Annotated in this window: 24 protein-coding genes; 13 read left to right on the plus strand and 11 right to left on the minus strand. The window is 54.1% G+C overall.

Annotated features, from left to right (window positions below):
• Positions 1 to 10: 10 nt before the first annotated feature.
• The 3 genes from AUQ42_RS15815 to AUQ42_RS15260 all read left to right on the plus strand — a co-directional run bounded on the left by AUQ42_RS15815 (position 11) and on the right by AUQ42_RS15260 (position 4,239).
• Positions 11 to 310, plus strand: coding sequence for a hypothetical protein (locus tag AUQ42_RS15815; protein WP_156480894.1), 300 nt, complete (start codon positions 11 to 13; stop codon positions 308 to 310).
• A 60-nt stretch (positions 311 to 370) separates the two neighbouring features.
• Positions 371 to 1,816: an MFS transporter gene (locus AUQ42_RS15255; protein WP_082817892.1), complete on the plus strand. Its 1,446-nt coding sequence runs from the start codon at positions 371 to 373 to the stop codon at positions 1,814 to 1,816.
• Between the two features lie 230 nt (positions 1,817 to 2,046).
• The gene (locus AUQ42_RS15260) at positions 2,047 to 4,239 is read left to right on the plus strand and encodes a malate synthase G (protein ID WP_068519946.1); all 2,193 of its coding nucleotides are present in this window, start codon (positions 2,047 to 2,049) and stop codon (positions 4,237 to 4,239) included.
• A gap of 98 nt (positions 4,240 to 4,337) precedes the next feature.
• Here the strand turns inward: AUQ42_RS15260 and map are convergent, their stop codons facing one another.
• The 4 genes from map to pcaH form a co-directional block, all read right to left on the minus strand.
• Entirely contained in the window at positions 4,338 to 5,087 is a 750-nt protein-coding gene (gene map / locus AUQ42_RS15265; RefSeq protein ID WP_068520033.1) for a type I methionyl aminopeptidase, read from the minus strand.
• 100 nt (positions 5,088 to 5,187) lie between these two features.
• Positions 5,188 to 6,858, minus strand: a complete 1,671-nt coding sequence (locus tag AUQ42_RS15270) for a GGDEF domain-containing protein (protein ID WP_068519947.1) — start codon at positions 6,856 to 6,858, stop codon at positions 5,188 to 5,190.
• A gap of 203 nt (positions 6,859 to 7,061) precedes the next feature.
• Positions 7,062 to 7,691 (minus strand): protocatechuate 3,4-dioxygenase subunit alpha, encoded by a 630-nt coding sequence (pcaG, locus tag AUQ42_RS15275; RefSeq protein ID WP_068519948.1) that lies wholly within the window; start codon positions 7,689 to 7,691, stop codon positions 7,062 to 7,064.
• A 3-nt stretch (positions 7,692 to 7,694) separates the two neighbouring features.
• The gene (gene pcaH, locus AUQ42_RS15280; RefSeq protein WP_068519950.1) at positions 7,695 to 8,408 is read right to left on the minus strand and encodes a protocatechuate 3,4-dioxygenase subunit beta; all 714 of its coding nucleotides are present in this window, start codon (positions 8,406 to 8,408) and stop codon (positions 7,695 to 7,697) included.
• 101 nt (positions 8,409 to 8,509) lie between these two features.
• On the opposite strand from pcaH, the gene AUQ42_RS15285 reads away from it, so the two are divergent.
• Together AUQ42_RS15285 and AUQ42_RS15290 are read left to right on the plus strand one after the other, a co-directional pair.
• Positions 8,510 to 9,463, plus strand: a complete 954-nt coding sequence (locus AUQ42_RS15285) for a LysR family transcriptional regulator (protein ID WP_068519952.1) — start codon at positions 8,510 to 8,512, stop codon at positions 9,461 to 9,463.
• A 10-nt stretch (positions 9,464 to 9,473) separates the two neighbouring features.
• Entirely contained in the window at positions 9,474 to 10,109 is a 636-nt protein-coding gene (locus tag AUQ42_RS15290) for a trimeric intracellular cation channel family protein (protein ID WP_068519953.1), read from the plus strand.
• A 136-nt stretch (positions 10,110 to 10,245) separates the two neighbouring features.
• Here the strand turns inward: AUQ42_RS15290 and phnF are convergent, their stop codons facing one another.
• Positions 10,246 to 10,959, minus strand: a complete 714-nt coding sequence (gene phnF / locus AUQ42_RS15295; RefSeq protein WP_068519955.1) for a phosphonate metabolism transcriptional regulator PhnF — start codon at positions 10,957 to 10,959, stop codon at positions 10,246 to 10,248.
• Positions 10,960 to 11,090: 131 nt separating this feature from the next.
• On the opposite strand from phnF, the gene phnG reads away from it, so the two are divergent.
• The 8 genes from phnG to phnN are packed head-to-tail and all read left to right on the plus strand — an operon-like array spanning position 11,091 to position 17,515.
• Complete coding sequence (gene phnG, locus AUQ42_RS15300) at positions 11,091 to 11,606, plus strand: phosphonate C-P lyase system protein PhnG (RefSeq protein ID WP_082817893.1); 516 nt, start codon at positions 11,091 to 11,093, stop codon at positions 11,604 to 11,606.
• Complete coding sequence (gene phnH / locus AUQ42_RS15305; protein WP_068519956.1) at positions 11,603 to 12,211, plus strand: phosphonate C-P lyase system protein PhnH; 609 nt, start codon at positions 11,603 to 11,605, stop codon at positions 12,209 to 12,211. Before phnG ends, phnH begins: the two co-directional genes overlap by 4 nt.
• A gap of 2 nt (positions 12,212 to 12,213) precedes the next feature.
• On the plus strand, positions 12,214 to 13,347 hold the full coding sequence (locus tag AUQ42_RS15310) for a carbon-phosphorus lyase complex subunit PhnI (protein WP_068519958.1): 1,134 nt from the start codon (positions 12,214 to 12,216) through the stop codon (positions 13,345 to 13,347).
• Between the two features lie 4 nt (positions 13,348 to 13,351).
• Positions 13,352 to 14,281: an alpha-D-ribose 1-methylphosphonate 5-phosphate C-P-lyase PhnJ gene (locus AUQ42_RS15315; RefSeq protein WP_068519959.1), complete on the plus strand. Its 930-nt coding sequence runs from the start codon at positions 13,352 to 13,354 to the stop codon at positions 14,279 to 14,281.
• A gap of 5 nt (positions 14,282 to 14,286) precedes the next feature.
• Complete coding sequence (phnK, locus tag AUQ42_RS15320; protein ID WP_068520036.1) at positions 14,287 to 15,060, plus strand: phosphonate C-P lyase system protein PhnK; 774 nt, start codon at positions 14,287 to 14,289, stop codon at positions 15,058 to 15,060.
• Between the two features lie 13 nt (positions 15,061 to 15,073).
• Positions 15,074 to 15,778 (plus strand): phosphonate C-P lyase system protein PhnL, encoded by a 705-nt coding sequence (gene phnL, locus AUQ42_RS15325; protein WP_068519961.1) that lies wholly within the window; start codon positions 15,074 to 15,076, stop codon positions 15,776 to 15,778.
• Positions 15,771 to 16,913, plus strand: coding sequence for an alpha-D-ribose 1-methylphosphonate 5-triphosphate diphosphatase (locus AUQ42_RS15330; RefSeq protein ID WP_068519963.1), 1,143 nt, complete (start codon positions 15,771 to 15,773; stop codon positions 16,911 to 16,913). Before phnL ends, AUQ42_RS15330 begins: the two co-directional genes overlap by 8 nt.
• Positions 16,910 to 17,515 (plus strand): phosphonate metabolism protein/1,5-bisphosphokinase (PRPP-forming) PhnN, encoded by a 606-nt coding sequence (gene phnN, locus AUQ42_RS15335; RefSeq protein WP_068519964.1) that lies wholly within the window; start codon positions 16,910 to 16,912, stop codon positions 17,513 to 17,515. The genes AUQ42_RS15330 and phnN overlap by 4 nt, the downstream gene beginning before the upstream one ends.
• A 62-nt stretch (positions 17,516 to 17,577) precedes the next feature.
• Here the strand turns inward: phnN and AUQ42_RS15340 are convergent, their stop codons facing one another.
• From AUQ42_RS15340 to AUQ42_RS15365, 6 genes are all read right to left on the minus strand, one after another.
• On the minus strand, positions 17,578 to 18,276 hold the full coding sequence (locus AUQ42_RS15340) for a DUF1045 domain-containing protein (RefSeq protein WP_068519966.1): 699 nt from the start codon (positions 18,274 to 18,276) through the stop codon (positions 17,578 to 17,580).
• A 136-nt stretch (positions 18,277 to 18,412) separates the two neighbouring features.
• Positions 18,413 to 19,060 carry a chloramphenicol acetyltransferase gene (locus AUQ42_RS15345; RefSeq protein WP_068519967.1) on the minus strand — a complete coding sequence of 216 codons (648 nt, stop codon included), beginning with the start codon at positions 19,058 to 19,060 and terminating at the stop codon, positions 18,413 to 18,415.
• Positions 19,061 to 19,064: 4 nt separating this feature from the next.
• Positions 19,065 to 19,877: a phosphonate ABC transporter, permease protein PhnE gene (gene phnE, locus AUQ42_RS15350; RefSeq protein WP_068519968.1), complete on the minus strand. Its 813-nt coding sequence runs from the start codon at positions 19,875 to 19,877 to the stop codon at positions 19,065 to 19,067.
• A 69-nt stretch (positions 19,878 to 19,946) separates the two neighbouring features.
• Entirely contained in the window at positions 19,947 to 20,963 is a 1,017-nt protein-coding gene (phnD, locus tag AUQ42_RS15355) for a phosphonate ABC transporter substrate-binding protein (protein WP_068519969.1), read from the minus strand.
• A 68-nt stretch (positions 20,964 to 21,031) separates the two neighbouring features.
• Positions 21,032 to 21,877 (minus strand): phosphonate ABC transporter ATP-binding protein, encoded by an 846-nt coding sequence (phnC, locus tag AUQ42_RS15360; RefSeq protein WP_068519971.1) that lies wholly within the window; start codon positions 21,875 to 21,877, stop codon positions 21,032 to 21,034.
• 296 nt (positions 21,878 to 22,173) lie between these two features.
• Entirely contained in the window at positions 22,174 to 23,169 is a 996-nt protein-coding gene (locus AUQ42_RS15365) for an Ldh family oxidoreductase (RefSeq protein ID WP_068519972.1), read from the minus strand.
• Positions 23,170 to 23,377 lie beyond the last annotated feature (208 nt).

Raw genomic sequence — 23,377 nt, forward strand, 5'->3', positions numbered from 1 at the left:
CGTTTAGCTGGTGGCGAAAACGCGCAAAATCCAGCCCGCTTTCAGGATGGTTTTTGGCAAAAAGAACCAAATTCCCGGTCATAGAAAGCATCTGTGGCGCCAAGGTCAAGCAGCTTGTGGCATTGATTGGCTGTCAATCGAATTCAAGCAGTCCGGATTTCACATGCCAGTTGCGCAAAACCGGCACTATTCGCGGCAGGGCTTCGCCCTTAAAGGAGGCGATGAAATTGCACGGGAACTTCTTGTGCAGACTGGCGTTAGCCCCAAAATGCATGACAATCCTTTTGCTTCAATGGCTTGTTTGGATTGACATGTTTCGTATCCTTGCCGCAGGGTGTCCCTGCCCCACACGAACTCAGACGAGGAAGCCATGCCGCGCTCGCCGGTCGCACTGATTATTGCACTGTCAGCCACTTTGTTTGCCGCATTCGCGCTAAACAGTGGCGCTTCGCTGCAATCATCGCTTTTGGCACTGCGTGCATCGGCAGAAGGATTCGCGCCGATCTTCACCGGTATCATTATGGCGTCCTATTATATCGGGTTCGTTGCCGGGATTGTCTGGGGCGCAAGTCTGGTTAACCGGGTCGGGCATATTCGAACCTTTGCCGCCCTGGCATCGACCGGATCCGCGATCACGTTGCTACATGCCGTTTTTGTCGATCCGATCACCTGGTCGCTGTTTCGTGCGCTGACCGGGCTTTGTGTGTCGGGGCTTTATCTTGTGATTGAAAGCTGGTTGAACGCGCAGGCCGACAACACGTCGCGTGGCGGTACAATTGCCATCTATATGACGGTGTCGCTTGGTGGCCTGGCAATTGGTCAGCTGCTTTTGAATGTATCACCGATCAGCAGTTTCGAGCTGTTTACGGTGGCCTCGGTTCTGCTGTCGCTGTCTCTGGTGCCGCTCGCATTGACGCGCCAGCCGCCTCCCACGGCAGTCAGCGGCGAACGCATGACGTTCCGCCGCCTTTATAATATCTCGCCGCTCGGCTTTGTTGCCGCATCGGGTGCCGGTGTATTGTCCGGGGCAATTTACGGGGTTGGTCCGGTTTTTGCCGCCGACCTTGGTTTGCCGACCCATGATGTCGCCTATTTCATGTTCTTTGTCATTCTGGGCGGCATGATCATGCAGTTTCCGATCGGCAAACTGTCCGATATGGTGCCGCGCCAATATGTGATGATTGTTGTGTTGTTCGGGCTCGCGATTTGCGGATTGTTGCCGCTTGCGGCACCCGAACTGATCCGCAGCAATTTGACGCTTTGGGGGGGCATCACGGGTGTGTTCATCATGCCGATCTATGGATTGGCTGTGGCCTATGTGAATGACTATCTCGAACCCGAAGACATTGTTCCTGCATCTGGTGGCCTGTTGATCATTTACGGTGCATCCGCCGCGACAGGGCCGCTTCTGGGTGCCAGTGCCATTGGCCATATGGGCCCATGGGCGCTTCCGGTCTGCTTTGCGATTATCGGCATCTGTGTCGCAAGTTTTGCGATCTATCGCGCCGGTTTCGGTCGTCGTATCAGCATCGAGGAACAGGGTCAGTTTGTTGCCGTGCCGCGCACAACGCCAATGGCATTTGAACTGTCCCCGATCACCGATGACCCCGGCCAGGATCAGGAAGATGGCCAAACCGCGGGCAGCAGCCCCCTTGATCCTGATGAAATCGCGGAAATGATGACCCCGGATGGCACCGCGCATCCCGATGATTTCGGTCAGGTCACAGTCGACGACCCCCAGCCCGATGACGACACCGAACGGCAATCGGGATCAGGATCGGAATCGGGCCGCGCATCCGGTTCAACATCGCGATAGCTTAAAGGCCCCCGCCGGGATCAGATGGCGATACCGGCGGTATCACTGTGGCCGGTCTATTTCCATAATACGGAAAACATCCCGAAATAGTAAAACCGGCTGTGGACCAGCACGGGTTCCAACCCATATGTTGTGGCAAATGAAAGCGTGGGAACGCAAAGAGGACGACGTTCGACAATCGGACGATTTCCCGGCCCCCACGGCGGTTCCAAGTCTGGTGAGAGAAACACATGACCCAACGTATTCAAAAAGGCGGACTTCAGATCGCAACGGTTTTGCATGATCTGGTTGCCAACGAAATCATTCCCGGCACGGGAATCAGTTCTGATCAGTTCTGGGCGTCATTTGAAAAGCTGGTCACCGAACTTGGCCCGCGAAACAAGGAGCTTCTGGCAAAGCGTGACGAGCTTCAGGCAAAGATCGACGAATGGCACCTTTCGCGCCAGGATCAAGCACGCGACCCGGCCGCCTATAAGGAATTCCTGACCGAAATCGGGTATCTGCTGCCCGAAGGGGACGATTTCTATATCGGCACGACCAATGTTGATCCGGAAATTGCCCGTGTTGCCGGCCCGCAGCTTGTTGTGCCGGTCATGAATGCGCGTTACGCGCTCAATGCTGCCAATGCACGCTGGGGCAGCCTTTATGACGCGCTTTATGGCACCGACGTCATTGATGAAGCCGATGGCAAGGAAAAAACCAAGGGCTTTAACCCGAAACGTGGTGCAGCGGTTGTTGCCTATGCTGCGGATTTCCTTGATCAGGCGGTTCCGCTTGCCAGCGGCAAACATGCCGATGCGGCCAAATATGAAGTCCGTGAAGATGGTTCGGGCTGGTGGACGCTTGTTGTCACGCTTTCCGATGGCAGCGAAAGTGCCCTTGCACAGCCGTCACAGTTCATTGGTTACAATGAAAAGAACGATGCGCTTTCGGAAATCCTTCTGCGCAACCATGGTCTTCATGTCGAAATCCGGATCGATCCGAGCCACCCGATCGGCAAGGAACATGCCGCAGGCGTTTGTGACGTCATTCTGGAATCGGCCCTGACCACCATTCAGGATTGCGAAGATTCGGTCGCTGCTGTTGATGCCGAAGACAAGACCCTTGTCTATCGCAACTGGCTTGGCCTGATGAAAGGCACGCTTGAGGAAAAATTCGAAAAAGGCGGCAAAACAGTTACCCGTCGCCTGAATGCGGATCGGACCTATCAGGGCTTTGACGGCAACGAGGTTGTCCTTCCGGGGCGCAGCCTGATGCTGGTGCGTAACGTTGGCCATTTGATGACGTCCGATGCGGTTCTTGATGCCAATGGCAATGAAGTGCCCGAAGGGTTCATGGATGCCATGATCACCGGCCTGATTTCCAAGCATGATGTCGAAGGCAAGAACGAGCTTTCGAACTCCCGCCATGGCAGCGTGTATATCGTAAAGCCGAAAATGCACGGCCCCGAAGAAGTCGCACTGACCAACGATCTATTTGCATTTGTTGAAAACGCGATCGGTGTTCCGGAAAACACCCTTAAGGTTGGCATCATGGACGAGGAACGCCGCACGACGGTGAACCTTAAGGAATGCATCCGTGCTGCCAAAGACCGCGTTGTATTCATCAATACCGGCTTCCTTGACCGGACCGGTGATGAAATCCATACCAGCATGGAAGCAGGCCCGGTTGTCCGCAAGGAAGCGATGAAAGACCAGTACTGGATCGCAGCCTATGAAAACTGGAACGTCGATGTCGGTCTTGAATGCGGCATGAAGGGCATTGCGCAGATCGGCAAGGGCATGTGGGCGAAACCTGATCGTATGGCCGAAATGATGGTTGCCAAAATCGGCCATCCGAAAGCCGGTGCAAACTGTGCCTGGGTTCCGTCCCCGACGGCTGCGACCCTGCATGTCATGCATTATCATCAGGTCGATGTTCGTGCCGTTCAGGACGAAATCGGCAAGCGCGAACGCGCAAGCCTTGATGACATTCTGGCCATTCCGCGTCTTGGCGACATCAAACCGATGCCAAGCGAAATCCAGGAAGAGCTTGATAACAACGCCCAGGGGATCCTTGGATATGTTGTCCGCTGGATCGATAGTGGTGTGGGTTGTTCCAAGGTGCCTGACATCAATGATGTCGGCCTGATGGAAGACCGTGCGACGCTTCGTATTTCAAGCCAGCATATTGCAAACTGGCTGCATCATGGTCTTTGCACCGAAGAACAGGTTATGGAAACCATGAAGCGCATGGCAGCTGTCGTTGACAAGCAGAATGCCGGTGATCCGACCTATCGCAATATGGCACCGAACTTTGATGACAGCGTCGCCTTTGCTGCGGCCTGTGATCTGGTCTTCAAGGGCCGCGAGCAGCCGAACGGCTATACCGAGCCGGTCCTTCATGCCCGCCGCCGCGAAGCCAAGGCAAAATACGGCGCATAAACCCCGCCAGAAGCATCAAAACAAAAGCCGCCCGGATCATTCGGGCGGCTTTTTTGCTGCAAAAAATGCTGCACCATCAAGTGCAGCATAAAATCTGTTTATTCGCCAAGCGTCATAATCTCGTAGCCCTTGTCGGTGACAACAAGGGTGTGCTCATACTGCACGGTGGCATCACCGGTATCGGCAAACAGTGTCCAGCCATCTTCACCATCAAGCGCCCATTTCGCGCCATAGGACAGGAATGGCTCAATGGTGATGACCTGTCCCTTTTTCAGGGAACGGCGTTCTTTGGGATCGTCCCAGGTCGGGATGGTGTGCGGATGTTCGTGCAATGACTTGCCAATCCCGTGACTGGCCAGATTGCGGATCAGCGTATAGCCGCCCTTGCGGGCAAAATTTTCAATCTTGAGACCGATTTCACGGATCGGGGCCTTGTCGCGCACCACCTTGATCCCGGCCCACATCGCCTTTTTGCCATCTTCGCACAGCTTGGCAATTTCCGGCTTTGCCGTGCCGCAAATGAAGCTGGCGCCGGTGTCGGAAAAATACCCGTCCAGAGACGCGGAAACATCGATATTCACCAGATCGCCGTCGGCCAGAACCTGATCGCCGGGAATACCGTGTGCCACCGCTTCATTGACACTGATACAGGTCGCACCGGGAAATTTGTATTCGCTTTCGGGTGCGGAAACCGCCCCGGCATCTTCAAGGATTTTGCGTCCGATATGATCAAGCTCGGCCGTGGTGATCCCGGGAACCGCAGCCGCCCCCATCGTATCGCGGGCACGCGCGCAAATCCGGCCAATCCGGCGCAAATGGTCAAGGTCTTTTTGGGATGAAACTGTCATGAAATGCTTATTGCGATGGCGCGTTGCAAAGTCAAGAAAACCCGCGCCTGACAGGGTTTTATCATTGATGAAATTGTCGTGATGCGGCCCAACCGGAGCATCAGGCCCGCGAAGTTGAACTGTCGGACGATTTTTCGACATCCGAAAACAGGACATACCCGTTCTTGCCCCGCGCCTTGGCGGTATAAAGCGCAATATCGGCACGTTCCAGAAGCTTTTCCGGGTCATGGCCATGTTCCGGATAGACCGATATCCCGATGCTCATATTGATCGAGACCCGGTTCCCGCCCGTGATGAAGGGCATCAGGATTTCGTGCAGAATACGTTCGGCAAGCATGGTTGCCTCGGTGGCACCGTTTTTGTCGACATGACAGACAATGACCATCTCGTCACCACCAAGACGCGCGACAAGATCACCACCCCGCACGCATCGCCGCAACCGCTTTGCCACTTCGCGCAGAACGTCATCACCCGCCGCATGGCCAAACCGATCATTGATCGGCTTGAAATCATCCAGATCAAGCATCAGGATCGCCAGTTCACCTTTTTTGCGATCTGCGCGCGCAATGGCATGTTCAAAATAGGCATCCATCGCCAAACGGTTGCCAAGCCCGGTCAGCTTGTCATGGTGGGCGATATGTTTCATCGCCCCCAATGCCGCATCTTTTTCCGTCAGCTTGGCCAACAGGGACTGGAGGTTTTTGGAGAGGATATTGATTTCGCGAGCGCCGCGCACATCCGGGAGCTGGCTGATTTCGCCGCGCTTCATTGCTTCGATCGCGTTGGCCATATGACCGATCGGCCCGACCAGAAAACCGGCCGCCCACCAAGCGATGATACTGAACACGACCGCAAGAACCGTTCCCCAGATCAAAATATCACGGCGCAATTCAAATACCGGTGCAAGGGCATCATCGACATGCTGACGCACGAGGATCGACCAGTTCAAACCATCATAATCAAGATGCCCGTCCGCAGGCGCATATCCGGTCAGATATTCCCGGCCATCAGGCCAGGTGCTTATTTTCCAGCCGACATGATTGCGCTTTGCCTCGGTCAGGGCATCAAGACGCAGGCTGGTCCCCACCAGTTCCTGATCGGGTCCCAGCAACACCGTGCCTTCCTGCGAAATAACAAAGATATCGACATTCTGATGGATACCCTGACCACCAAAAAGCGACTTGCGGACCGTATCAGCCCATTCCCAGCTTAGATGCGTTGCCAGGACACCGGTGAATTCATCGCTGTCATTGACCAATGGCACAGCAATATCGACGAACTGGATGGGTTCACCATTATAAAGCGGGAATTTTTCGGCAAGCAGTTTGGCATCATGCACATCACCGATGAACTGGCCGTTCTTGCCGTACTGGAATACGGGCCGCTGGGCGATATTCATCCCGACAAGCATGTCACCGGTCGCGGCAACCACCGTTCCTTCGTGATCAAGTACACCGATCCAGGTGAAAATCGGAATTTCCCGGCGCAGCCGATTGATGATCGAACTGATTTCGCGCACATCTTCGAAATTGCGCAGGGCACCCAATGTGCTCAGAACTGAAACTTCGCCGCGATGTGTCCACATCGTGCGGTCAAGTTCATCGGCCATCTGAAGTGCGATATCAGACACGCCAAGGCCGATCTGCGTTTGTAAATCTGCACCGGACCGTTTGCCGACCACAAAGCTCATCAATGCCGCCAACCCGACAACCATAAGCGCAGTTGCCAGGGCGACTTGCACACGGATTCCGACTTGAAACAGCTTGTTCAAGGCTGACCCTCTCACTCTCCGGGACCGGGGCATATTGTTTTTGCGTGTTTGCCCTCGGTGCGGCTGGTTTGCCATACCGCATTTAATGACGGTGATATAAGGATCAGACAAGCGGTTTTGAAGAAGGACCCAAACAAAATATGACAGCCATCTTATATGGCTGTCATATTCGAATGCACGTCGATCAGCGTCAAACGCGCCGATCAAATATCAAAGAACACCGTTTCGTTTTCACCCTGCAGAACAATGTCAAAGCGATAGACCGGCACAGCGCCGCTGTCATCACGCGTTGCGATCAGGGTTTTACGGCGTTCGGTTTGCTCAATCAGGTTCAGGATCGGGTCGACTTCATTGGCGTTTTGTTCGTCGGCAAAATACATCCGCGTATTCAGGCCGATATTGATGCCACGTGCGACAATCCAGAAATTGACATGCGGCGCCATATCCCGACCATTTCGGCCTGTCACCACACCGGGCTTGATGGTTTCAAACCGGTACACCGCGGTCTCAAAATCAGTACCGGTGCGCCCCCAACCACGGAAGTTTGCATCAATCTCGCCCCTGTTCTGGCGGTCAAGTTCATGATTGTAGCGCCCATCTGCATTGGCCTGCCAGATTTCAAGCAACGCATCGCGAAGTGGCGTACCCGTCCCGTCAATCACCCGGCCTTCGATGATGATCCGTTCGCCACGGGTATTTTCATCGGCCATGATATTGGTGAAATTGTTTTCAAAAATATCAAAGCCCGCCTGTTTAGGGATCAGGCCGATATGGACATAGGGGCCCGCCGTCTGAGATGCGGTTTCTTTGAGATATTCAAGTGACTGCACCATGGATCAGTTCCCTTCCAGACGGTTTTCAAACAAGGTCGAACGACGACCGCGCAAAACGATGTCAAACTTGTAGGCAATGGTATCAAGCGGGATTGAGCCATTGAGATCAATCGGCGCAATCAGGCGGTTGATCGCATCTTCATCGGGAATGACATGGACAATCGGGCATTCCTTGATCAGCGGATCGCCTTCGAAATACATCTGGGTGATCAGACGCTGGGCAAAGCCCGATCCAAAGACCGAAAAATGGATGTGGGCCGGACGCCAGCTATTGACATAGTTGCGCCACGGATAGGGCCCCGGCTTGATCGTGCGGAAAAAGTAATAGCCGTTTTCATCCGTCAGCGCGCGCCCGCACCCGCCAAAGTTCGGATCAATCGGGGCAAGATAGGTATCCTTTTTATGGCGATAGCGCCCACCGGCATTGGCCTGCCAGAATTCAACCAGTGTATGGGGAACCGGGCGATTGTTTTCATCAAGAACCCGACCATGCACGATGATGCGTTCACCAATCGGATCGCCATCCTTGGCATAATTTCGGATCAGATCGTTATCGAGCGGACCAAGTTCGTGCTGGCCAAATACCGGCCCGGTTGTTTCGGATAATGATCCCTGAAGCGACAACATCGCCTGACGCGGGGAACGCGCGACTGATGTTTTATAAATCGGCGTATAACCCGCGGGCTGAAGCGTTCGGTCACGCTGATAGAATTCCACTGATCTTCCTCCGCAAAATGTTTGTTCCGGTTTGTGCCGGCGTTGCGAACATCCTGCACAGTCGATTGCATAAAATAAATGCATGATTTATCATTTAATTCATGAGCAATTTCGATCATTTGGAACTGGACGGGCATGCGTTGCGGTTGTTTCTAGCCGTCCTTGAAGAAGGATCGGTAACCGCAGCCGCCGAACGGCTTGGCGTGACGCAATCAGCGGTCAGTCACAATCTGACCAAGCTGCGCCGGATCATGCGCGACCCGCTTTTCACCAAATCCGGGCGCGGCATTGTTGCCACCGCCCATGCCCAAAGCCTGGCCGAACAGGCCCGGTTTCTTCTTGATCAGATGCAGGCCTTTGCCAGTGGAGCAGATTTCAATCCCGCCGATGCCCGCCTGTCGCTGACCATTGCCGCAAACGACCTTCAACGCGATCTGTTGTTGCCCAGCCTGTTTGAAAGCCTTGAAAGGCAACTTGCCGATATCCGGATGACGGTTGTGCCATCCCTTTTGCCCGGTCCGGCCTTGTTGCGCGAAAATCGCTGTGACCTTCTGATTTCGCCGCGCCCGCCCGAAGGTGTCGATATCGTCCAGAAACGCCTTTTGACCGATCATTACATGGTGTTTTTCGATCCCGAAATGCGCGCAGCCCCGGCAAATGCAGATGACTATATGTCAGCCCGTCATATCACGGTTCGTTACGGCAACAACCGCACCCTAGAATTCGATGATATGCTTGAAAATCAGGGGATTGATCGTAACATCGTTTTGCGGGTACCGAACTTTACCGCCATTGCCGAATTTCTGCGGGGCAGCCAGATGATCGCAACTTTGCCAAGCCTTTTGCAGCAGCATGCCCTGCGTGATTTTGCACGTGTGCCTATGCCACTCGATACACTTGCCGCCGGCACCATCGATCTTCCGATCTATATGTGTTGGCACCAACGATATCAGCACGATCCATCACACAGGTGGCTTCGTTCCCAGCTTGAAGATGTGGTGGCTGCCAAACTGCGTACCCCATCGAACCGCCCGCTTTCGCAACAAACAGGCTAGACAGCACGTCATGACCATTACCCAGATCATCTATTGGCTTGAATTGGCGGGCGTCGCCGTTTTTGCAATAACCGGCGCGCTTGAAGCATCGCGACGCCAGATGGATGTGGTCGGCTTTGTTCTGATTGCGACCTTTACCGGTATTGGTGGTGGCACCGTTCGTGACGTGATCACCGGAGCGACGCCGGTTTTCTGGATCCGGGACCCGGCCTGGGTGGTGACGTGTATCGGGGCTGCGATCTTTACCTATTTCACGGCTCATCTTGTGGAACGACGCTATGTGGCACTGATCTGGCTTGATGCGCTTGGCCTAGCGTTATTTGGTGTAACCGGCGCTGCGATTGGTCTTAATCTTGGTGTTGCGCCACTGGTCGCGATCATTCTGGGAATGATTTCCGCAACATTTGGCGGCATGGTCCGCGACGTTGTGTGTAACGAAATCCCGCTGATCCTGCGCCCGGAAATCTATATCAGCTGCGCACTTCTGGGGGCGAGCATCTATGTCCTTGGCACGGCCGTTCTGGAATTGCCGCGTGGACCGGTGGCAATCATTGCGTTTTTCTGTGCGTTTTTGCTGCGCGCCTGTGCGATCAAATTCAAGCTGAGCTTCCCGGTTTATAAAGCGCGTCCCGGCCGCGAATATTAAGCCAAATGCAGGTACTTTCAGCCGACACCTTTGGCCTAACCGCGCCCATAGTGAGTTAACTGACTTAAACGTGCAACAAGGCTGATTTTTGGCTTATAACCCAGTGTAATTTTTGACAAATGCTCGGTAAGCCTTGTCATTCGACAATCAGCTGCACCCGGTCACTTGAAAAGGCCGTAATGCCATATTCGATCGGCACCCCGGCAGAATCGACATCGATGCTTTCCGTTGAAATAACCGGGCGGTTTTTGGCCTGTTTCAACAGGCTTGCCACACGTGATGACGGTAAGGCAGCCGAAATTCGCGTTGTTTTGCGGCTGTAATCATCAATGCCAAATCGTTTGAAGGCCTCAGTCAGGGATTTGGTTTGCGTAAAGATGTCAACGATGCCGTCAAAACGGGCTGCCGGCATGTAGCTGGTCGCCACAGCCAATGGAATGCCATCGGCCTCGGAAACGGAAAACAGTTCAATCACGCGGGTACCGGGTTTGACATCAAGACAATTGGCGACCGTTACATTTGCCTTCAGCACCTCTGACGAGATCAGCCGTTTATCGGGAAGACGGTGGCGCCCCGATACGATCTGGGAAAATCGGGTTTTGGATCCCAGCGGATAATCCAGGATCTGCTCCTGGACAAAGGCACCGCGTCCCTGTTCGACACGCACCACATGACTATCGACAAGTGCCGCCATTGCTCGGCGCACGGTATGCCTGTTCACGCCAAACCGGCGCACCAGCTCCATCTCCGTCGGCATTTTATCACCGGGTGAAAACACACCTTCGGCAATATCAGCCAGAAGCTGTTTTTCAATTTGTTTCCAGATAGATAGTCCCGGCTCCCAATCCATCACTTTCCCCGTTCATAAAACTTTCACCGCAAGACCTTTGCCAAGCTCGATAAATCGTCTTATAACGTGAATATGTATAGACGTCTAGACAAATTTTGAATTTGTCGACTTGCTGGAAAAGGATCAGACAGATGACGGCGCATACCGCCCGGACAGACGGGCCCGCCCAGGATCACAATCCCCTTCATCAGAACCAGACAGAGCCTGTTGATCAGGCGACCGCGGCGCGGCAACGCTGGATGTCGGTTCTTGCACGCACACCACGTGCGACACTGGAACGCGAATGGACCACCCGTTATGGCGATCAGAATTGGTCCCTGTTGCGCGAACCGCAGATCGGCATGGTGATGGTGCGTGGACGTGCAGGTGGTGCGGGGCAGCGTTTCAATCTTGGTGAAATGACCGTAACGCGCTGTGCTGTGACCCTTTCGGACGGCACCGTTGGCCATGCTTATGTCAAGGGTCGCGACCGGATGCAGGCGCAATATGCCGCGCTGTTTGATGCCGTCATGTTGCGCGATGGATCGGCCGGGGATTTCATTGATGACCTTGCCAATGCACAGGCCGATGCCAAACGCGACCATGCCCGCAAGGTCGCCGCAACCAAAGTTGATTTCTTTACGCTTGTCCGCGGAGAAGACGAATGACCCTGCAATCCCAGACAAGTGACTTGCTGCCGGGCTTTGACCATGCCGCCTTTGATTCGAATGCCGTTTTCCGGGTTTTGCTTGATGCCATGTCGCGGCCCGGGCGCATTTACGACCTGCCGGTTTCGATTGCCACACCTGATGGCCTGAATGCATCTGCCACCGCGACACTCCTTGCCATGGCAGATATGGACACCTCCATCTGGCTGTCGCCATCGAGTGCAACAAAAGCCACAAATGATCATCTGAAATTCCATTGCGGCTGCCCGATCAGTGATGATGTTGCGCAGGCCGACTTTGCAGTTGCCCGGATCGACGATGACCTTTCCTTCATCACCCGTCTTTCGATGGGCAATGCCGAATATCCTGATCAATCGGCAACCCTGATCCTGATGGTCGACGACATCACCGATGCCCCGGCAATGAAACTGACCGGACCGGGGATCAAGGACAGCCATGACCTTGCGATCAAAAACCTGCCAGCAAGCTTCCATGCCTGGCGCACGGAAAACCATCACATGTTCCCGTGCGGGGTTGATGTGATTTTCGCAAGCCCGACCCAGATTTCCGCCCTTTCGCGCACCACCCGGATTGAGGTCATTTAACCATGTATGTTGCCGTTAAAGGTGGCGAACGCGCCATCAACAATGCCCACCGGCTGCTTGCCGAACAGCGCCGTGGTGACAAAAAGGTTGCCGAAATCCAAACCGATCAGATCGAACAGCAATTGTCGCTGTCCGTAACCCGCGTCATGGCCGAAGGATCACTTTATGACCGCGATCTGGCCGCCCTTGCCATCAAACAGGCCCGCGGTGATTTGATCGAGGCGATTTTCCTGATGCGCGCCTATCGCACGACATTGCCGCGTTTTGCCTTTTCCAAGCCGATCAAAACTGCGGACATGGATATATCACGCCGCATTTCGGCAACCTTCAAGGACTTGCCCGGCGGGCAGATTTTGGGCCCGACCTTTGACTATACCCATCGTCTGCTGGATTTCACCTTAATGGCCAATGGCGAAGAACCGCTTGATGCGCCATGTGGCGAACATCCGGTGGATGACCTTATGCCCCGCGTTCTGGACGATATCCTGAATGACGAGGGCCTTATTCAGGACGAACCGGTCCCGGTTGATGACACTGCACCGGTTGCCGATTTGACCCGCGAACCGGTCAAGTTCCCGGCCGGTCGTGACCTTCGATTACAGAATCTTAGCCGCGGGGACGAGGGGTTTGTCCTTGCGCTTGGATATTCGACCCAGCGCGGTTACGCCAACAGCCACGCCTTTGTTGGTGAAATCCGCTATGGCACCGTATCGGTTGAAATCGAACCCGAAGAACTCGGCTTTGCCATTGATATTGGCGATATCGAACTGACCGAGTGCGAAACGGTCAACAAATTCAAGGGATCGAAGACCAAACTGCCGCAATTTACCCGCGGCTATGGCCTTGTGTTCGGTCAGAACGAGCGCAAGGCAATTTCGATGGCGCTGGTGGATCGCGCCATGCGTGCCGATGAAATGGGCGAACAGATCATGGGCCCGGCACAGGACAGCGAATTCGTGATGGAACATAGCGATAACGTCCAGTCCACCGGTTTTGTCGAACATATCAAGCTTCCGCACTATGTCGATTTCCAGGGCGAGCTTGAACTTGTTCGCCGCATGCGGGCCGAAGTCGAAGAACGACTGGCCAAGCTTGATACTGAAACCGCCCGATCCCAACCCGAAGCCGCGGAGTAATTCCATGGAACAGACTGTCAATTATTCGGCGGATGGGGCAACGGCCTATAATTTCGCCTATCTCGATGAACAAACTAAACGCATGATCCGGCGTGCGTTGCTTAAGGCCGTTGCAATTCCGGGATATCAGGTCCCGTTTGCGGGTCGTGAAATGCCGATGCCTTATGGTTGGGGTACGGGTGGCGTGCAGGTAACCGCCGCCGTTATTGGTCCGAATGATACCCTTAAGGTCATCGACCAAGGGGCTGATGACACCACCAACGCGGTTTCCATCCGTCAGTTTTTTGCCAAGACGGCAAATGTCGCCACCACGGAAAAAACCGCCGAGGCATCGATCATTCAGACCCGCCACCGCATCCCGGAAAAGGAACTGCGCGAAGATCAGGTTCTTGTCTATCAGGTGCCGATCCCCGAACCGCTTCGTTTCCTTGAACCGCGTGAAACTGAAACCCGCAAGATGCATGCACTTGAAGAATATGGCTTGATGCATGTGAAGCTGTATGAAGACATTGCGCGTCACGGCCACATCGCCACCACTTATGCCTATCCGGTGATGGTGGATGATCGCTATGTGATGGATCCGTCACCGACACCCAAATTCGACAATCCGAAAATGAACGATATGGCGGCCCTTCAGCTGTTTGGGGCGGGACGTGAAAAACGCATCTATGCCCTGCCGCCCTACACCAAGGTCAAAAGCCTCGATTTCGAAGATCATCCGTTCGAAGTCCAGACCTGGAAAGATGAATGCGGCATGTGCGGTGCCCGCGACAGTTACCTTGATGAGGTCATTCTCGATGATCAGGGCAACCGGATGTTTGTTTGCTCGGACACGGATTACTGTTCCGAACGACAGGAAGCCGGCCATCGCGGCCCGCAACATCATGACCAGCCACTTGACAAGGCAGCACGCGAAAAGGCAGCAGAACAATGACCCAGATGATCAATCCGCTTTTGCGTGTGGACAACCTGACCATGATGTATGGCGACCGGGTTGGTTGCAACGATGTCAGTTTTGAACTTCGCCCGGGTGAAGTTCTTGGCATTGTTGGGGAATCCGGCTCGGGCAAATCCACTTTGCTGCGCAGCATTTCCGCCCAGCAGGAACCGACCAAAGGGACGGTCAAATACAATACCCGCATTGACGGTGTGTGCGATGTCTATCAGATGTCCGAAGCCCAGCGCAGGCTGTTGATGCGCACCGACTGGGCGTTTGTGCATCAAAACCCCCGTGATGGCCTGCGCATGAATGTCAGCGCCGGGGCCAATATTGGCGAACGCCTGATGGCGATCGGGGATCGTCATTATGGCAATATCCGCAGCAATGCGGACGCCTGGCTTGGCAAGGTCGAAATTGCGTCCGAACGCCTTGATGATCTGCCATCGACCTTTTCGGGTGGTATGCAGCAACGTTTGCAGATTGCCCGTAACCTCGTAACCAGCCCGCGCCTCGTTTTTATGGACGAACCTACGGGTGGCCTTGATGTTTCTGTTCAGGCCAGATTGCTCGATCTGCTGCGCGGGCTGGTTCACGACCTTAATCTTGCGGTGATTATTGTCACCCACGATCTGGCGGTTGCCCGGCTTCTTTCGCACCGGCTGATGGTGATGCAACAGGGCAAGGTGATTGAACATGGCCTGACCGATCAGGTGCTTGATGACCCGCAGCATCCCTATACGCAGCTGCTTGTTTCTTCCATTCTTCAGAACTGACCGGGGCGGGAAAATGTCTGAAATGCTTCATGCTCAAAACGTCGCCAAAAGCTTTACGCTCCATACCCAGGGCAGCGTAACCATTCCGGTTTTTGAAGGTGTTGATTTCACCCTTTCGGGTGGGGAATGCATCGCGCTGACCGGTGAGTCGGGTTCGGGGAAAAGTACCTTTATGCGGATGCTTTATGCCAATTACACGTGTTCTGACGGATCCATCAAGGTGTTCCATGATGGTGACTGGCTTGATATCACCACCGCCAGCCCGCATTCGATCCTTGAGGTGCGCAAGCGCACCATGGGCTATGTCAGCCAGTTCCTGCGCGTGATCCCGCGTGTGCCGACCCTTGAAATCGTGGCCGAGCCCCTTGTTGCTCTGGGCACTGCGCGCGATGTTGCGACAGATAAGGCACGCGATCTTTTGGCCCGGCTTCGCATTCCGGAACGTTTGTGGCAACTTTCGCCACTGACATTTTCGGGCGGTGAACAGCAACGCGTGAATATCGCCCGTGGTTTTATTGCCGATTACCCGATCATGCTGCTTGATGAACCGACCGCATCGCTTGACGCCCAAAATCGTGCCACTGTTTTGGCATTGATTGAAGAAGCCAAGGGACGTGGGGCGGCGATCGCCGGTATTTTCCATGACCATGAAACCCGTGATGCGGTGTGCACCGGGTCGTTTGATGTGACTTCGTTTAAAGTTGGGGCCAATGACTGAACAGATTCTTACCAATGCCAAACTCGTCCTGGCCAATGAAGTCATTGACGGTGCCGTCCAGATCAAAGACGGACTGATTGCTGATGTTTCCGACCGGCCATCCAACATTGCCGGTGCCGAGGATATGGGTGGCGATTACCTGATGCCCGGGCTGGTGGAACTTCATACCGACAACCTTGAAAAGCACCTGACCCCGCGCCCCAAAACCCGCTGGCCCGCCACGGCGGCCGTTGTCGCCCATGACAACCAGGTGGCGAGTGCGGGGATCACCACGGTGTTTGATGCCATTTCAGTTGGCGATGTGACAGATGGGTCGGAACGCATCGAACGCCTGATTGAATCGGTTACCGCCCTTGAACATGCAATTGAAAACAAGCTGCTGCGCGCAGATCACAAACTGCATCTGCGGTGCGAAACGTCTTATGGCGGGCTGATCGAGGCACTTGATAACCTTGTTGATCTGCCTTTGGTCAAGATGCTTTCGGTAATGGATCACACACCCGGTCAGCGCCAGTTCGTCAGTCTTGATGCCTATTACACCTACTATCAGGGCAAATACGGCATGAGCGACGAAGAAATGCGGAAATTCATCGCATCGCGCAAACGCGATTCCGAACTTTATTCCGTCAAACATCGCCGTCATGTGGTGGATCTGGCACATGCGAAGAACCTTGCCCTTGCCAGTCATGATGACGCAACTGCCGAACATGTTGCCGAGGCCGTGCAGGACAAGATGACCGTGGCCGAATTCCCGACCACCCTTGAAGCAGCCAAGGCATCGCATGAAGGCGGACTTGGCGTGATGATGGGGGGACCGAACCTTGTACGCGGCGGATCCCATAGCGGTAATGTCGCGGCAGGCGATCTGGCCAGGAATGGCTATCTTGATATCATTTCAAGTGATTATGTGCCGCACAGCCTGCTGCACGGGGCGATGAAACTGTTTGATGATTTTGACGGCTATGATTTGCCGCGCGCCATTCGCACCGTAACGCTTAATCCGGCAACGCAAGTGGGCCTGACGGACCGCGGTGAAATTACCACAGGCAAGCGCGGCGATCTGATCCGGGTGCATCATTCCCCGCATCATCCGATTGTGCGTGGGGTCTGGCGTGAAGGTGTTCGGGTGTCATGACCGAACGCCATACCCATGATGGCGCGATAAAACCGGGACTTCTGGTCCTTGTCGTCGGCCCAAGTGGCGTTGGCAAGGACACCCTTCTGGATGCGGCACGGGAACGGCTGAAAGATGCAGCGCATATCTGCTTTCCGCGGCGCTGCATCACCCGCCCGGCCGGGTCGGTTGGGGAAATCCACATTCCGGTCCGACCGGAGGATTTCGCTCAGATGGCCCGCCAGGGTGCCTTTCTGCTGAGCTGGAAGGCGCATGATCTTTGCTATGGCATTCCACGCCATGTGCAGGATGATGTGGCAAATGGCAAAACCGTCATCGTCAATGTATCACGCAGTGTGATCGATGATGCCCGATCCCTGATCGGTCATGGTCAGGTCCGGGTTCTGAACATTCAGGCCAGCAGGGATGTTTTGCGCAAACGTCTGGAAGCCCGCGGGCGTGAGGATATTCTTGATATCGAACGACGTCTTGCACGTGCGTCCGCCTATCAGATCGATGGCGACAATATCGTTCATGTCGATAATGATGCCGATCTTGAAACCGGTATCGCACGTTTCATCGCCGCCATCGAGATTGATCACGCGATCGCCAATCGGGCCTGAACCCAGTCCCTTCCAACGAAACATTACAAAAAATGCTGCAGTTTTTGCTGCAGCATTTTTGTTTAGCCCTTAAGAGCAAATCTTTGCAAAAACCAGAATGGCTTGCCGTCACCCGGATCCCCGAACAGGCAGATATCGGTAACTTCAAACGGTTCTGCACAAAGCGGCGCAACAACGGGTGCCAATGCCTTTTCAAAGCGCGCAACCTGACCGGTTTCAAGCTTGTTGGTCAGGGTCAGATGGAACCGGAATTCTTCCATCACATAGGGATATCCCCATTTGACCAAATTGGCTTCCTGGCGATCGGAAAGCCCCACCGCGCGGCGCTTGTTCATTGCCGCTTCGCCTTCGGGTTTGCGAAAATCATCAAGATCACGCACCAGCAATGCTGCAAGCGCGCCAAGGTCGCCCAACGGTTCGGTCGGCACAAGCGCCAGAAAGCGACCGATTGCCTTTAACTTAAGGGGCCCGCAGGTGACCGGTTTGATTTGTGTAGCAACATCTTTGATCGCTGTTTCAAGGTCGGTTCTGCTTTGCCCGTCATTCAGAGTGAAGGGCGGCTTTAAAGTCCCATGAAAACCATAACGGGCGGGTGATGTTATGGCCGCAACGATTTCATCATCACCAAGTCCGTCGACAACCGGTCGCGCAACATCCTTTCCGGTTGCGGCATCGCGCCCCAGCCAGGCATTGCCAAAAGCCCCAAGGCCGCTTTGCGGTGCCGGGGCATAATAAAGGGCATAGCGTTGATATTCTGACATGATTTCTCTTTGACGGAATGCCATGGGACCGAGCCCCATCTTGGGAATTGTCGCGCCAACGCGCAACACCCGTTTGATGAAAAACGCCGAAGAATTTCATCTTCGGCGCATCGCAAAATCAAACATCAATACCGGATCAGACCGTATCGTATTTCAGGCAGAAATCACGTACCGGAAGGCTTCGGAAATCAACCAGCCGTTCGCGCAACATATCATGGGACCAGTCCCACCATTGGATGCGCAACAGGGCATCGATGATATCGGCTTCAAACCGGGGACGAAGGGGACTTGCCGGAATGCCGGTCACAATGGTGTATGGCGGCACATCCTTGGTCACCACGGCACCGGAACCGACAACTGATCCAATACCGATGGTCACCCCGCCCTGCACAATCGCACCATGACCGATCCAGACGTCATGATGAAGTGTCACGCGTTTTTCCCGACGCCAGTCAAAGAAGGCCGGATCATCGTCGCCAAGCTCATAGGCGCTTGATCGATACTGGAAGTGATGCATGGATGCCCGGTCCATCGGATGTTGTCCGGGATTGATGCGAGTATGGGCCGCGATATTCACGAATTTTCCGATGTCGGAATAGATGATTTCGCTGTCATTCACGACATAGGAATAATCACCCATTTTCGTTTCGCGCATCGATGTCCGTGGGCCGACCTCGGTCCAGACACCCATTTCGCAATCAACAACCGTCGCAGTGGCATCAATGGTCGGATATTCCGAAAGCGCCTTCATGGCCGGTTTGACTTGCGTGATTTGAAAAGTCATCTGATCACGTCACCAACTTGCGCAGACGCTGGGAAACCATATCAAGCAGGCTGACCGAAATGATGATAATGATCATGACAGCCGCGGTTTCGGCGTAATAGAACCCGCGAATATATTCCCAAAGCACCATGCCAATCCCGCCCGCACCGACGATACCAAGGACCGTAGCCGACCGTACGTTGGACTCGAACCGGTAAAGCGAATAGGAAATCCAAAGCGGCAGGACTTGCGGGATTACGCCAAAAATAACTTCCTGAAGTGCATTGGCCCCGGTTGCGCGAATGCCTTCGACCGGTTCGGGATCAATTGCCTCGACCGCCTCAGAAAACAGTTTGGCAAGAACACCTGTGGTGTGGATCCAAAGTGCAAGAACACCGGCAAACGGACCAAGGCCCACCGCCACAACGAACAGCATGGCAAAGACCATTTCGTTAATGGCGCGGAAGGAATCCATCAAACGGCGAACCGGCTGATAAACCCAGACCGGCACGATATTTTCAGAGGATAGAATGCCAAACGGGATCGAACACACGATTGAAAGCGCCGTTCCCCAGATCGCGATCTGGATGGTGATCCACATTTCTTCGACATAGGTCTTCCACATCAGGAAGTCCGGCGGAAAAAAGCCTTCTGCGAAATCGACCATATTGCCGCTGTTTTCAAACAGGGCCATCGGGCGCATATCCGCACCTTCCCACGACATGGCCAGAAGACCAAGAATGACCGCCCAAAGCAAAAAGCTTGATGCCGAGCGTTTCAGGTCCCTTGGCGGAAGCTCCGTTGCGACAGATGACGCGGAAGAAATGCTGCTATTCATCGTGTTAATCCCGGATGGTAAATGCAAACAGGGAGCACACGGTCCGTGCGCTCCCTGTCGGAAGATCGATTACTCGTAGGAAACGAGGATTTCGAGTTCAGCCAGCTTCTTGTCGATTTCAGCAACGCGTGCTGCCTTTTCGTCTGCTGACAGTTCTTCGGTGTTCTGGATTTTCAGCTTGTTCTTATAAAGTTCAAGCTGACGGATCGGGTAAAGCTGCGCGTTCGAGCTTTCCATGAATTTGCCCATACCGTCCTGGATACCTGCCAGAACCTTGTTGGCACCTTCAACGTCGCCCATACGACCATATCCAAGGAAGAAGGCCTTGATTTCGGATTTCAGTTCGCGCGACAGATCCTTGCGGTAAACCATCGGGTCAGACGGGATCAGCGGCGAGGTCCAGATCACTTTGACCTTTTCGGTGATTTCCGGCTTGTTCATTTCGGTACGTGCGAGCTGCTCGGAATTGTTGGCAGCAACATCAACCTGCTTGTTGGCGGTCGCCATCAGGTTGGTTTCGTGGTTCGCATTACGGACGGTCTTGAAGCAATCCTTCGGATCAACACCGTTCTGCGCAAAAACGTAATAGGTCGGAACCAGGAAGCCCGAGGTCGAGTTCGGATCACCGATACCGAAATTGAGCGAGCCATCACATTTCAGCATGTCGGCAAGGGTATTGAGCTTGTCGTTATCAGCCTGGGTGATGATGTGGGAATAATATCCGTTCGAACCATCGGATTTGGAGGTCTGAACGAAAACTTCACCACCAGCACGGTCAACGGCTTCCATCGCCGACTTGTTGCCGAACCAGCCAACATGAACCTTGCCAAAACGCATGCCTTCGATGATGCCGGCATAGTCCGGAGCAAAGAATGCCTCGATCTCTTTGCCGAGCGCTTTTTCCATGTCGTCGATCATCGGCTGCCACTGGGCTTTGAGGTTCGAGCTCGACTCAGTCGAGATGAAGCCGAAAACCAGCTTTTCCGGATCCTGTTCGAGCGGCTTGTACTCAACATCAGCAGCAGCAATGCCCGATGCCAGCAAGGTTGCAGCCAATGCTGCAGATGCAATTGTCTTGGCGATCATAAGAAGTCCCCTGTCAAATATGAATTGGACGTGTGTCGATGAGGTAAGGCAGTCAAAACGTGACCCGGCTAGCTTGTCGCGATGGCCAGATCCTTTTTCGCAACCGGCTCAATCGCGGGACGTGTTTCATCCCCGGAACCATCTGCAAAAAGCTCGGAAGAATATTCGCCGTACAATTCGCGCAAGAATTCCGGCGTCAACTGGGTGGAGGGCCCGTCAAATACGACAGCACCATCGCGCATGGCGATGGTGCGTTTGCAGTAGTCTTTTGCGTAGTCAACCTGATGAAGGGACACGATCACGGTCACGTTGTCTTCACGGTTCACACGATCAAGGGTATTCATCACCTTGCGCGAGGATGCCGGATCAAGCGACGCGATCGGCTCATCGGCAAGAATAAGACGCGCACCCTGGGTGATGGTCCGCGCAATTGCTGCGCGCTGTTGCTGCCCGCCGGAAAGATTGCGGGCCTTTTTAGTCGCATGCGCATCAATACCGACACGATGCAATGCGGCCATGGCACGCATTTTTTCGGATTTGGTAAACAGGCCAAGTGATCCGCGCCAGGCCGGGACGCGCCCCAAAAGCCCCATCAGCACATTGGTCAAAACCGACAGGCGGCTGACCAGATTGAATTGCTGGAAAACCACACCGATTTCTGCGCGCACTTTGCGGGCGCCGCGCGAAATCTTGCCATTTTCCTGAATTGTTTCGCCAAACACGACGATCTTGCCGCCGTCGCGATCACCGCGCAGCAATCCGGCAACATGGCGGATCAATGTTGATTTTCCCGAACCGGAAGCGCCGATAAGCGCAACCATTTCGCCTTCCCGCACCTGTAACTTCACATTTTTCAGTGCGCGTTTGTCACGGGTAAAGCTTTTGTTCAGCCCAGAAATATCTACAACCAGCATCAAGAAATCGCCTGCATGTGTTTCGCTGGATGACGAAGCTACGCATGAATGGCGACTCTACGGTGACACTGATGTTACAGTTCGATGATTACGGTGCTCTGCTTACGCCAACAACAATCAAACTTGTCTATACATCAAATGTATTTTCAGTAATTTTAAAAATACATCGATGCAATAAATCATATTTAAAATGATAATCTAAAAACAGGAAAATAAATCGGCATATCTCAAAACAAAAATTTACATATGTGCCATGACATGTGCAGATTTTCATTCAAAATATATCGTTATTTATTTTACGTGATTGCTTCGATTGCGGACATCACATCATCTTCTATTTCAAGGCCGTCCACTTCGGCAATAGCGCGCGCTGATTTACCGCGCCGTCCCGGAAGACGCACACCGTCTTCGGCGGCAATTTCATTAGCAATCGCAGCAAGATGATCCATGACACCGGCCCCGCCCGTCGAAGCCGGATCAATTGCAATGATCATTTGGCCCAAAGCAGGCGGCTTGCCCTTGTCATCAAACAGGGATGATGACTGATGACCGAATTGTGCCCCGGTGAGACCGGCTGCGAGAAGTTCGACCATCATTGCCAATGCTGCACCCTTGACGCCGCCAGCAGGGACCATGGTTCCATCCAGTGCCTTGACGGGATCGGTTGTCGGGTTCCCGTCCGTGTCAAATGCCCAGTCATCGGGAATTTCGACACCCTTTTGCTTTGCCGCCATGATTTTTCCGCGTGCGACCTTCGACAGAGCAAGGTCAATGATCACAGGATCGCCTGCACTTCCGACCGGCACCCCAAAAGCAATCGGGTTGGTCCCGAACATCGGGCGCCGACCGCCCCACGCCGCCATTGCCGCCGGGGCATTGGCGAACATCATCGCCGCCAAACCCTGCTCTGCAAGGCGTTCGACCGTCAGTCCCATAACACCGGCATGATGGGATTTAAAAATTGATGCAACAGCAATCCCCTGCTGGCGGACCATGTCAGGCAAATGATCCATCATCAAATCCAGCGCCGGATAAGCAAACCCGTATTGCGCATCAATCCGCAAAACACCTGGTGCCGACTTTTCCATTTGCGGCGTAGCATTGCCATCGACTTTTCCTGCGCGGGCCTGTGCGGAATAGGCCGGAACGCGCCGGAAACCGTGACCACCCTGTCCGGATGCTTCTGCGGCAACCAGCGCGGTCGCAACGGATGCTGCATTGTTCCGGCTGACATTGCAGCGCATCAAAGTATCGCAAACAAGCGTATGAGCATCTGACAGGGAAATTTTCATGATGGATATGACCTTGGGTAACAGCGGAAAACGCCATGGGCGGGATTGCTGTTACAATAAGCCGATGCCCGGTCAACAGGCAAAGGTGTTTTACCGTTTTCTTGCACTGCACATCATATGACCTGTCGGCGCAAACATCTGAAGTTGTGCTAAAATCCTGCCTTAAACTTTCGATACGTTTCATCTTCATCAGCCACAGCCAACACAG

It is taken from the genome of Thalassospira sp. MCCC 1A02491 (genome assembly GCF_001613785.1).
GTDB classification, from domain to species: Bacteria; Pseudomonadota; Alphaproteobacteria; order Rhodospirillales; family Thalassospiraceae; genus Thalassospira; species Thalassospira povalilytica.